The following is a 12,296-nucleotide window of genomic DNA, read 5'->3' as shown; positions in this document are numbered from 1 at the left end:
CTCCCTGCCGTCGAAAGTCCTGCTAGATACATGGGCGGTGAAGCGAACAGTGTCGTGAAAGACCACAGCCAGATGCTCTGCAACATGGCATTCGTGTTCCCCGACAAGTACGAAATCGGCATGAGCAACAACGGAATCCGCATTCTGTACCACGTGATTAACCGCGAGAGCGACTTGCTGTGCGAAGTTTCGTTTGCTCCGTGGGACGACATGGCCGCCGAGATGCAGAAGTACGACATTCCGCTGTACAGCTACGCAAGCTACACGCCGGTGCGTGATTTCGAGGTGGTCGGCATGACGCTCCAGACGGAGCTCAACTTTACGAACGTCCCCTACGTACTCGACATTGCACGTATCCCCGTTTGGCAAAAGGACCGCAAGGAAGAAGACCCGATTATTGTCGCCGGCGGACCTGCCATGGCAAACCCCGAACCGGTCGCAGACTTTTTTGACGCCTTCATGATCGGTGACGGCGAAGACATGATTGTGAAGTTTTTGCGTTGCGTAGGAGAAGGAAGAAAGGCGGGCCTCCCCCGCGCCCAGATTCTAGAGAATTTGTCTAAAATCGACGGCGTATACATACCGAGCCTACGCCCCGTCATTACCAACGAATTTGGCGACATCGTTCCGGCAGAACCGGCCAAGGGCAGCTACCAGAACACGAACGGTGTACGCAGACAGTTCATTCCGGTCATGGACCCGAAGAACTACCCCATCAAGAACCTGATTGCGAACATGCAACTGGTGCATAACCGCTTCAGTGTGGAAGTCATGCGCGGTTGCGCCCAGGGTTGTCGCTTCTGTCAGGCGGGCATCTGGTACAGGCCCTGCCGCGAACTCGACCCCGACGACGTGTTGGACATCGCAAAGGCAGGCATCAAGGCGACCGGCGAACGCGAACTGGGACTCCTCAGTCTCTCCACCGCTGACTACAAGCCGGTGGAAGGCCTGACCGATTCCATTATCGACGACCCGTTCTTCGATACCGTGGACGTGAGCCTCCCGAGTATCCGCGTGAATGCCTTCGGCGAAACGCTCGCCCAGAAAATTTCGGCCCTCAAGGGCGGCCGCAGCGCGACCTTCGCTCCCGAAACAGGTTCCGAACGAATCCGCAAGATGATCAACAAGACCATTAGCGACCAGGACATGTACAACGCCGCCGAACACGCCTTCAGCAGCGGATTCAACAAGATTAAGTTGTACACAATGATCGGGTTCCCTACCGAAAACGAGGCTGACATGGAAGCGTTCTGCAACCTGATCGAGAACCTCGTGAAAATCGGTCGCAAGTACCTGCGCGGATGCCAGATTGCCGTGAGCATGGGCATTCTGATTCCGAAATCCTTTACGGGACTCCAATGGGCGCCCTTCATGGACAAGGAAACCGCCCTCAAGCACATCCGTTATGTGCGCGAACGCTTCTTCCGTCACCCGAACGTGAAGGTCAACTGGGCCGGCTGGGAAACGAGTTTCCTCGAAGCCATTTACAGCCGCGGTGACCGCAGACTCGGTCCCGTGATTTACGCCGCCTACAAGAAGGGAATCATTTTCGAAAGCGACTCCTACCGTTTCGACTTTGAAAAGTGGCAGCAAGTCTGGGAAGAATGCAACTACGACACCAGCTGGGTGTACCGCACACGCGAGCGTGATGAAGTTTTCCCGTGGGACTTCATCCATGCAGGCACTAGCAAACAATACCTGCGCGGCGAATGGGAAAAGGCTTTCAAGGAAGATTCCGCCCCGGTGCCCAACTGCAAATGGGGCGACTGCCAGAAGTGCGGCATTCCCGGCTTTGGCGCCGAAATCAAGCTCGCGGACGACCCGGTGCGCCACAAGGCCCCGAGCCGTACGCCCGAAGAAATCAAGAAGCTGGTCGCCGAACGCCGCCCCTCGCAAAAGAGTTGCCACAGCTACAAGATCACCTTCAAGAAAACTGGCCTCAGCCGATTCCTGCCGCACCAGAATATGCTCAGCTTCTTCGAGCGCACCTTCCTCTGCGCCGGCATCCCCATCAAGTTCAGCGAAGGCTTCAGCCCGAAGCCCCGCATCTCGAACATGGGCGCACTCCCCTTGGGTCTTGAAACTTATTGCGAAGTCATCAGCGTGGACCTGTTGCAGCCGCTCGACATTTCCAAGGAGAACCTGCCGAAGATCATGGCAGAACTTTCGAGGCCGTTCCCGCGCGGCATGGAAATCGTGAACATCGAGCCGCTCAGGGAAAAGCTCAGTAAGCACATGCCGACGGCAATGATTTACTCCTTCACGCCCGACGCGATTCCCGAAGGCATCATGGAAAAGTTCGAAAGCAAGACGCTCCCCGTGGTATTAAACCACCGCGGGCAGGAAATCAACCTGAACGAACACATCCAAGGAATCCAGATTGCGGGAGACGCAATCATCATCAAGGTCAAGTGCAACAACATGGGCACAACCGCAAGTCCCTTCAACATTTTCGCAGGGCTCATGGGCGTGCACATCGACCCTAAAAAGCTAGACGAGGTCTCTAGACGCTATTTAATCAAGAAAATTTCAATGGAATTTTAGGGTTTTAGCGGGTAAAAAGCGAAAATAAAGCCTATATTTCATTTTTTCATCTCTTTTTTTCAATTTTTATATTACTTTTGCGTTAAACAATTATAAGGAGTATACTATGAAAAAAATGTTTCTCGCCGCAATCACGGCACTTGCCCTTTGCAGCTACAGCTATGCCCAGGACGAAGACGAATACGAATACGAAGAAGATGGCGCCCCGGCTCGTGTAGAAGAAAAGGCCGCACCCGCTGAAGAGGAAGAGGAAGAAGAGGAAGCCCCTGCTCCGAAGAAAGTGGAAAAGAAGGCAAAAAAGTCTTCTTCTAGCGGTGGTGCATTCCTGGGTCTCGGCATGGGACTCACTGACACGTTCAATCAGCTGAACCTAAAATTCAAGCTCAACGAAAGCATGATGATTACTGCCATTTTCGGTTTGGTAAGCCATGGCGAAACCACTTACACCACTACCGTTGCTGGTACAGAAACGGAAGTGGACGCTGGAGATGACTACACCGAACTTGCAATCGGTGCCGGTTTCGACTACTTCCTGCCGACCCCGGTTCTCCCGACCTCCGCCGGTATCGAACTGATCTACGCTAGCAATGGCGAAAAGGAAGACGCTGAAGCTCAGTCAAAGTTCTCTTCTAGCGACCTGTACATCAACCTGATGTTCGGTGCCCATGCAGAAATCGTCCCGAACCTGATTCTCTCCGGAAAGGTCGGCTTCGGCATCGACTGGTACTCGACTGAAGAAACTGCCGGTGAACGCAAGACCGAAGCGTCCCGCGTGGATGTCGGTATCAGGGGCGGCATCTACGCCACCTGGTTCTTCCTTTAATCGAAAGATTCCTGGGAAAAAGTTTAGACCGCCTACAGGCGGTCTTTCTTATTATAGCGAACAACGAAAAACGAGAGTTTCCAAAGGAACAGCAACTCGTTATTCTACTTTATAGAGTCGAGCGGCTATTTTATTCCGCAGGTAAAATTATTTCGATATGGCGGGTACTTACATTAAGAAAATGCGTCCGGAACAAGTCCTTCTCGCTCCGATCGCTGACTTTCACCTGAGTGACGGCGATAAAATCCTTGTTTTCACGGATATAGTCCGTAAGACGTTCATCGCGAAGCGTGTCAATTTCGCCCGTGATAATAAAGCTGTCAGTCCAAATTTTTACTAGCATACCCCAAATATAAAGTTTTTTTTCCTACAAATTGAAAAAAATACAGTTTTTTTTTCGCTTTACCTTTTTTTGAAAGTATTTTGAAGAAAAAAACAAGGAGTATCCTATGCCGACTGCAAAAAAGAAGTTAAAACCCGTCGTGGGCAAAATGATGTATCATAACGCCGATTTCATGGACAGCGACATCGGCCGTCCAATCCGCATTTTGTCAGAATTTCTAGGTCCCTACCAGATCTTTGCGCAGGAAAACGTAAAAAACACGATTGTCTTCTTCGGTTCGGCCCGTACACTCCCGATGGAAGAAATCAAGAAACGCCGCAAGGGCTGCAAGGACAAGAAGGAACTTGCACGCCTAAAATCGCTTGAATCAGTCGCTAAGTACTATGACGACGCCAGAGAGCTCGGTGCAAAACTTGGCCGCTGGATGAACAAGCAGCGCGACGGTTTCGCAATCATGACCGGCGGCGGTCCAGGCATCATGGAAGCAGGCAACCGCGGAGCAAACGATGTCGGTACATCGTCCATCGGTCTCAACATCAAGCTTCCTTTCGAACAACATCCAAATCCCTTTATCGATGACGAACTGAACCTACAGTTCCGCTACTTCTTTATCCGCAAGTACTGGTTTCTGAAAATGGCCCGCGCTCTAGTAGTATTCCCTGGCGGTTTCGGAACTCTCGACGAAATGTTTGAAGTTCTGACACTGATCCAAACCAAGAAGTACGCCCAGCGCATGCCGGTAGTGATCTATGGAGCAAAATACTGGAACAAGGTCATCAACTGGAACTATATCGCAGAAACGGGAATGATCGATAAGGAAGATATTGACATGTTCCACTTCTGCGACAATGTCGAAGACGCCTATAAAGTAATTGTCGAGACGCTCGAAAAGAACAGGGCATAGTTTTACTGGGCTTCCAAATTATCTAAATTTGGATTATGCTCAGGAACTTATTGGCAGAAACCTTGGATCGGGTGTCGCGCAACCTAGCGTTACGCCCGAATTACACCATGGAAGAATACCAGCGGTGGTTTGACCAAAATCCTGAATTCATGCACAACGGAGCAATGCAGCACATCCAGCTGCTGGAACCGCTCACGCTAGAAGGCACAAACAACCTGTATCGTGCAAACTACTGGCTGGAACATCCGAATGATTCGACGCACTACGCCGAGCAGGAAATCGTCGTAAAAATTTGCAAATTCTGGGCCTCCCCCGGCAAGAACAGGCTACATCGCCTGAACATGCTTCTGAGCGCTTTCCAGGATGAAATTCGCATTAACAACTTGATTCACGCCACCAATATCGAAGGTGTGGTTCAAAGCATGGGAGGAGGCCTCGCCGGGCGTCACCCCTATCTGAAAATGGAATTCATCAAGGGATGTTCACTCGACCGACTATTCAAGAAGGACCTGAGCGACGACGAAATAATGCACCGAGTGGCGCAGCTCGCCTATCTCGCCAATACAATTAGCCAATTGCACTACTACCAAGTAGTGCATAAGGACCTAAAGCCCAAAAATCTTCTGCTCTGCCAAAATCCACAGCACAAGAATAACCACAAGATTCTCGTGTGCGACTTTGGTTACGCCCAGGCAAAAATGCGCGAGACCGTGACTGAATATGGCGGACAGATGACCCCCTGCTACAGTGCTCCGGAACAGGCAATCATGGGCGAGAACCTATCGGCATCGGTAGATTACTTCAGTTTCGGAATCATCATTCACGAATACTTAACGGGAGAAAAGCTTTTCCCCCGGGCGATGGATATATTTATAGAAGACGGATACCGTATTACCGACCGTTACCTGGAATACCTGAAGACCGGTCGAGAAAACCGATTCAGCGATCCAAGATTTCCCGAGCTGACTCAATGGATCGACAACCTCACCATTTTTGACAGTTTTGAACGCATGCAGAACAGCCCGAACCTGTTTGACATAGCGCACCGTTTACGCGAACGTGTCAACGCCCAAGGCTACCGTGACGTGAATACGGACTTTTTATGGAATCAGCTGCGAGAATATAACCGCTTTTAACTGGTTTTAATATATATTCCAGGTATGATGAAAAAAATGAAAGGTGTTTGGAAGGGCTCGATACAGCCCCTATTGAAGTCGTTGAAGCCTAATCACTACCTTCTGATACTCCTAGTCGTCGGTCTAGGTGTATTCAATTGTATTACTGGAATTATGCCCGAAATCAAGCAAGCCCGTTACGAAAGGGGCATTGCAACGTCATTCGAAAAGTGGTGGAATGACGAAGGAGCCAATCAGTTCCAATCCGTCGGACTTGAACCCTCCGAAAAAATCAAGCAGGAAGAATTCGTTCAATTCCGCGAAAGGGCACTTGCGCAGAAACCATCGTACAAGGTGGAAGACCGCATCAAATCCATGAACAAGGATTTCAGGGAATGGTGGGAAATCAAGGGCGGAAAAGAAGCCTTTGCCGAAGAGCACAAACGCTACCCGGACGAATCAGATTATCGCAGAGAACTTGAAGCCTGGATAAAAAACTACACCGACAAGTTCGCTCGTTACAATATGGCCTTCATCCCGAAGAACGCCCAATACGATAGAATGTTCACTAGCTGGATGCTTTTTCCAAGCGTACCGAGTTTCTTCATCTTTGCCATTTTCTTCATATTCGCAATGGTTCTTCTTGAAAAGCGCTGGCAGTGGTTTATTCTGTGGGGTTTCGTCGCAGGATTCGCCTTGTTCGGCGGCATTTTCGTCTCCATCCTTACTAGCACCAGTTTCTTCGACCACTACGATGGCGAACGCTACATGGGCATGAGTATCGCTCTAGCCTTTGTTCTCGGAGCCTGCGCCTTTGCGCCGCGCAAGGAAATGACCTCTCAGCTCATTTCAGCGATCTGTTTTGCAGGTCTCTTCCTGGACATGGCCGTGAACTGGTTCCTGAACCCAGGCATATTTGGAGCCGTCACGATACTTTCTCCCGTTTGCTTTGCCGGTGGCGCCATCGCCGGTTTGAAAATCGAGACGCGCCGGAAGAGCAAGAGAGAACTCGCACAGGATGTCCTAGAGGAACGAGCACGCAGAAACGCAAACCGAAATCCGATGGCGGAACTTAAGGAGAGGACCCGCAAGCTGATTGAGAACGGTTTTGCTTGCGCCAAGAACGGAGAATTCGACAACGCGCAGCGTCTGCTAATTCAGGCGATGAACCAGCTTCTGCAGGAACATCCCGTAGACAAGCCCCTCGTCAAGACTTTTACCCAACAGCTTACCAACCCGGCCCTATACATCGAGATATCCAGCAACCAGTGGTTGGAATGGGGCGAAATCGCCAAGACAAAAAATGCTCCCGAAGCGGCAATCCTGCTTTTGAAGAAAGGCCTATCCCGCGAAAAGGACCCGAACTTCGCAAGACGCGCACTTTACGTTCTCGGAGAAACCTGCGTTACCAACAAGATCGAAGAGGATGACGGCCAGAAACGACTACTGAAAGTCATTGAAATGAACGGGACCGACATCCTCGCCAAGCAAGCACAACGAATACTGGATTCCTTCAAGAAATAGGATTCCGTTTACCGTATCTGAACATAACGGCGTCTAACAGTTCCCGTCTTTGCGTATTCCACAACGACGACGCGCGATGCGGGAAGAATCGTGGGCTTCTCGTAACCAGCGAATAGCGGACGCCCCTGCATGTCGAAAATACGGTAGAAGGCAGTTTCGGCCTCGGTCGCCAAGTTTACGCGCTGCGCAATCGACGTCGTTCCGCTGCTGGATTCAATAACTTCGCCCGAAGAAGACTCCGGTTCGGCACTTGAAGAAGATTCGGGAGCGTTCGGGTCTGCAACCACGATGCGACCGCTCTTGACAAAGGTGGAATCGTTGTTGGTTGCCGTGACGGTGAAGGCATATTCGCCAGCCGCAGTGGGAGTGCCGCTGATAGAAATCTTGCGGTTTTCCTTATCGATGCTAGTCGTAACACCTGCCGGGAAGCCTTGGGGCACGACCGTCTCGGCGCCGCTCCAGGTGTAGCAGAAATCCACAATCGGTTCACCCAGATTGATGCTCTGGCTGCTGGAACCGGCCCCGCACTTTACGACCTCGGGGTAAGCGGCCCCTTCGACCGTGAAGGTCACGAACGAAGACATCTGCGAAAGGCCCGAATTGTCCGTCACGACTGCAACCGCGGAATACACTCCCGGTTCAAGCCCGCTTGCATTTACCTGATAGGGTGCGGCAGTCGCAGAGCCGACCAAAGTATTCCCCACGTAGAAGGCGACACTCTTCACGGAACCGTCGCTATCCTTCGCGTCGGCCTTCAGGGTGACCGTTGCACCCGCGTCAAATTTCGCCCCCGTTGCGGGAGCAGAGAGAGAAACGTTCGCAGCCTTGTTGCTCTGTCCGAAAGCCTGGTTGTATTCGGGCATCTTGCCGTAGCGTCCACCCACGCCTGCGAGGCTCGGGATTTCTTTCGGGAGATTTGCCACGGTACGCTTTTCAAAGCTGTAGCTCGGGTTGAACGTCGCCGCATTCGGAACGCCCTGCGTCACCGTACCGTTGTAGCGGTGCTGCTGCTTGGTTCCGCTCCCGAACGTGACACCGCTAAAGTAAACGTAGCCGTTGTCGCCCCATTCGGCCAAATAGCCCTGGCCGTTATCGATATAACTGTTCTCGTAGCGCACGTAGGCCTTCGCGTTTGCACTGTGGCCGTTCGCCCCCGCGATAAAGAAGCGGTTGTAGTCCACGTACTGGTTGTACAGATGCACCTGCGAACCGTTGCTTTCGCCCGTCACCTTCGGCACGCGGCCATAGGTATTGTGCCAGTAGTTGTTGGCATAAGTCAGGTGAGCATCTTCGACAAGCGCCATGTAGGGGTCAGTTCCCCAGCAGTTAAAGTCGTTCGCGCCGTCAAAATCCAGGTAACTGATGGTGGCGTCGTCCACGAATTCCATGTCCATGCCGTCACTGATCCACTTGTAGCTGATGTGGTCGGCCCAGAAGCCCTTCACATGCTTCGACGCGGTCCCGACCGTTTCAAGGCCATCGCCACCTTCAATCAGGTGCGGGTTCACGTCGTAAATGGCAAGGTTGCGGTAAATGTGGTTGTACGAGCCCTCGTTACTGCGCACCACTATGGATGCGCCACGCAGGTTCGCGCCGCGACCCATGCCAACGAGGCTCTTGTTGGGCTTGGTGGTAATCCAGTTGCTCCACGCCTGCAGATTGTCCGACTCCTTCACGATTTCAAGTCCGGATTCGCCGAGGCTTGCGCAACTGTTCTTTTCGAAGGCGATGCGGTAAAACTTGTTCGTCTTGCCCGTCACGCGGTTCTTCTCGCTGCAAGTCGTGCGGCACCAGGTACGCCCCTGCTTGTTCGCCTCGGTTACCGCATTGCGCATCTGCCTAAAATCGTAAGTACCTTCGGGCACCAGAATCGTCACGGCATCGTTACTCTGCAGGTACTTGCGGATGCTTGCGGAATCGCTCGCGAAAACGATATTGCCAGTTGCACCGCCCGTTGTGGAGGCTCCGAAGCCTTCAGCCTTCACGTAGAAGGTATAGAGCAGTACGGCCGTCGGGTCGGTTTCCGCGCCGCTCCAGATCCACTTGGCCTGCGTATTCGCGGCAAATCCCGTAAGGGCAGCCCCGCTCGGGAGCTTGTTGCTCGCATAGTTCAAAGTTGTCGCGCCACCCCACTGGCTAAGGTCACGGCCCTTGTTTTTCCAGGAGTTGTTGCCGACGGTCGGTTTGGCCTTCCAGCCGCTGCCGGAATAGTAAGATCTGTCCAAGTCGTCAATTTGCACCATGACGCCCGGGGCGCCCTGGCCGTTCACGCCCACGACCGAAATCGCGTTCTCGCCAGGGAGGAAGGTCATCGGAACAAAACGCACACGACCCGCCTGGTTGTCTTCGGCAAGGAGCGCGCCATTGTGGTAGAGCCTGTAGCCGCCATCGGCCACGATCCAGACACCCGGACCCTCGCCCGCATTGTATGTCGCGGCCACCAGCTGCGAGCCCACCTTGTCACCACCACCGTAGGCGGCATCCGTCGGCAGATTCACCACTTCACTCACCGGAACTGCGGCATGCACCGCAGAAATTCCAAAAAGCGAGACAACGCCCGCTAGGACGATTTTTTGGAATTTCGTATTGAATCCCAAACCATTTTTGCGTAATTTGCTTTTTCCAACCATTCTGATACCCATAACATCCTTGTTTGAGAGCAGGTTCTTTCCCGTCACTCTTCCCCATCAATTTAAATTCTCCAGAGCACTTCACCAAGCAATTTTTGATTCCCATCACATTTCGCGTTGTTCACAGACAACGCGAATATTTCTTTTCTATCATCTTACGACACGCATTTTTCTTACATTTATGGCATGGGAGTCACGAAACCGACAAAAAAAATCTTCGAATACCTGGACTACCGGGAATTCCTGAAAGATTACTACAACGCAAAGAAAGAGGCAAATTCCGCCTTCTCACTTCGCGTGTTCTCAGACAAGATCGGTTTCAAGGCGAAGGACTTCATTAGCCGCGTGATGAACGGCGACAAGAACCTTTCTAGCCAGAGCATACCCAAAGTCGCAAGCGGTCTTAGGCTCGGCAAGCACGAAACGGAATTCTTTATATCGCTCGTCAAGTTCAACCAGGCCGAAACCACCGAGGAGAGGAACATAGCATTTAATGAAATGCAGGCCGTACTCAAGGTCGTGCGTTTTGCCGAAAAGCAGCATTTGCTCGGGCACGCGCAGTACATGGTGTATTCGGACTGGAAGCACCTCACCATCCGCAGCCTCATCGGCATGTTCGGTTTCAACGGCGACTACGAGACTCTCGCAAAAAGAGTACACCCGCGCATCTCCGCCGAAGAAGCAAAGAAATCGGTAAAACTCCTCGAGGATTGCCAGCTCATCAAGAAGGACAAGAGCGGCAACTACTCTCTTTCCGAAAGTGCCATCACTACCGGCGACCGTACATCGAGACTAGCTCTTCGAGGGTATCACCAGCAGTGCCTAAAGCTCGCCGCCGACTCCATCGACCGTGATCCGCCAGGTACGCGACACATTTCGGGACTTACGCTCGGCATCAGCCAGGAAGGCTACGAACGCATCGTGGAACGCATCAATGCCTTCCGCAAGGAAATCGCACTTATCGCGGAAGAAGACCAGAATAGCGACAAGGTTTTCCAGCTTCAGTTTGCACTTTTTCCCGTCAGCGGAAAGGAAAAATAGCGTTTTTGGGGGAATTTTTCCCTTTTGACGACGAATGTTCTCAAAAATTGTCTCAAAATACATTTTTTTATGTATATTTAGGGAGTGAATCCGTATATAGACATTTTTCAGTTTACGCACTTCCGCAAATTCCTGGAAGAATATCAGGCCGCACGCGCCAAGGTAGAGCCAAGCTTTACGCGCACCGAAATCTGCGCCTTGCTCGGCCTTGAAAAGAGCCGCAGCTATTTTGCCGATGTCCTCAGGGGCAAGAAGGTGAGCCCTCGCATGGTGCAGAAGTTCATCGAAATCCTTCAGCTTGACCGCAAGGAAGCCAAGTATTTCGAGACTCTCGTCGCTCTTGACCAGGCGAAAACCGACGCCATCCGCAACGCCATGATTCAGGAACTCCTGAAACAGCACCCAAATCCGCAGCATATCGTAAACGAGGATGCCTACGAATATTACAGCCGCTGGTATAACAGCGCCCTCTTTGCCATCCTTGACGCAATGGACGTGACCGACGACATGACACCCGTGCAAAAGCGCATCTTCCCGAAGGTTCCGCTCGGAAAGCTCAAGGATTCCTTAGCCCTCCTAGAACGCCTCGGACTTGCCCGCAAAAACGAAGAGGGATTCTGGAAACCCACCAAGGAAAGCATCAGCAGTGGGCCATACAACAATGCAGATCTGGTCAAGCAATACCAGCTACAATGTTTCGAACTTTCGAAGCAGGCCCTAATGACTGTTCCAAAGAAGCCCACGGTCATGAGCACGCTCACTTTCAGCATCTCTAGCGGGGCCTACAAAAAACTCGAAGCAGAGCTGCAGGAATTCAAGGCGAAAGCACGCCGCATCATCGGAGAAGATAAGGAAAAAGCCGACGGTGTTTATCAAATGAACATTCACCTGTTCTCAAATTTGGAGTAAAGCATGATGAGACGAGAAACGACTAAATTTGCAGCACTCGCCTTAGTCATGGCGACACTTTTTATCGCATGCGCACCCACAGATGACAATTCCACCTCTACCGCAGGCGTGCTGACCGAAACCGAATCGGGGCACACCGTCGCCTTCAATACCGAATACAGCTGGGACTACGACTTACCGAAATCCGCCAACATCAAATACACCCTGGCCAAAATCGTCAACGGAAAGACGGAACTCTACGACTCTGTCACAGTGGACGTTCACGAATACGCAGTCTTCGAAAATGTCAAGGGCGCCTACAGCGTCATCGCCACCACCGAAGGATTCGCCGGCGCACAGATTCTGAAAAACAACGACGAAGACTCCATCTATGTGCGGATCCAGAAACCCGCGACACTCAAGCTCTCCGTCGACTACGACTCGCTCTCGGTAGGTGACACCATCTGCATCACGGGACTGCTCA

General features: G+C 52.0%; 10 protein-coding genes. 8 read left to right on the top strand and 2 right to left on the bottom strand.

From position 1 onward, the window contains the following. The coding region (locus Q0628_RS08320; protein ID WP_298770003.1) for a TIGR03960 family B12-binding radical SAM protein at positions 1-2,544 on the top strand (2,544 nt) is incomplete at its 5' end. A 106-nt stretch (positions 2,545-2,650) separates the two neighbouring features. After that, positions 2,651-3,367: a hypothetical protein gene (locus Q0628_RS08315; RefSeq protein WP_298770001.1), complete on the top strand. Its 717-nt coding sequence runs from the start codon at positions 2,651-2,653 to the stop codon at positions 3,365-3,367. A 130-nt stretch (positions 3,368-3,497) separates the two neighbouring features. Here the strand turns inward: Q0628_RS08315 and Q0628_RS08310 are convergent, their stop codons facing one another. Next, the gene (locus tag Q0628_RS08310) at positions 3,498-3,710 is read right to left on the bottom strand and encodes a hypothetical protein (protein WP_298769999.1); all 213 of its coding nucleotides are present in this window, start codon (positions 3,708-3,710) and stop codon (positions 3,498-3,500) included. Positions 3,711-3,816: 106 nt separating this feature from the next. Between Q0628_RS08310 and Q0628_RS08305 the strand changes: the two genes are divergently transcribed. From Q0628_RS08305 to Q0628_RS08295, 3 genes are read left to right on the top strand one after another with little or no spacing between them, the layout of a single operon-like run. After that, positions 3,817-4,614, top strand: a complete 798-nt coding sequence (locus Q0628_RS08305; RefSeq protein WP_298769997.1) for a TIGR00730 family Rossman fold protein — start codon at positions 3,817-3,819, stop codon at positions 4,612-4,614. Positions 4,615-4,649: 35 nt separating this feature from the next. Next, the gene (locus tag Q0628_RS08300) at positions 4,650-5,750 is read left to right on the top strand and encodes a protein kinase (protein ID WP_298769995.1); all 1,101 of its coding nucleotides are present in this window, start codon (positions 4,650-4,652) and stop codon (positions 5,748-5,750) included. Between the two features lie 24 nt (positions 5,751-5,774). Next, complete coding sequence (locus Q0628_RS08295) at positions 5,775-7,253, top strand: hypothetical protein (RefSeq protein ID WP_298769993.1); 1,479 nt, start codon at positions 5,775-5,777, stop codon at positions 7,251-7,253. Between the two features lie 8 nt (positions 7,254-7,261). Here the strand turns inward: Q0628_RS08295 and Q0628_RS08290 are convergent, their stop codons facing one another. Next, entirely contained in the window at positions 7,262-9,895 is a 2,634-nt protein-coding gene (locus Q0628_RS08290) for an Ig-like domain-containing protein (protein ID WP_298769991.1), read from the bottom strand. Between the two features lie 174 nt (positions 9,896-10,069). Here Q0628_RS08290 and Q0628_RS08285 point away from each other — a divergent pair, with 174 nt between their 5' ends. The 3 genes from Q0628_RS08285 to Q0628_RS08275 form a co-directional block, all read left to right on the top strand. After that, positions 10,070-10,924 carry a TIGR02147 family protein gene (locus tag Q0628_RS08285; RefSeq protein ID WP_298769989.1) on the top strand — a complete coding sequence of 285 codons (855 nt, stop codon included), beginning with the start codon at positions 10,070-10,072 and terminating at the stop codon, positions 10,922-10,924. Positions 10,925-11,008: 84 nt separating this feature from the next. Beyond that, entirely contained in the window at positions 11,009-11,833 is an 825-nt protein-coding gene (locus Q0628_RS08280; RefSeq protein WP_298769987.1) for a TIGR02147 family protein, read from the top strand. A gap of 3 nt (positions 11,834-11,836) precedes the next feature. Beyond that, on the top strand, positions 11,837-12,296 hold a 460-nt coding region (locus tag Q0628_RS08275; protein ID WP_298769985.1), incomplete at its 3' end, for a hypothetical protein.

The organism is uncultured Fibrobacter sp., from assembly GCF_937877005.1.
GTDB lineage: Bacteria > Fibrobacterota > Fibrobacteria > Fibrobacterales > Fibrobacteraceae > Fibrobacter.
This window is presented reverse-complemented; position numbering and strand designations above follow the sequence as displayed.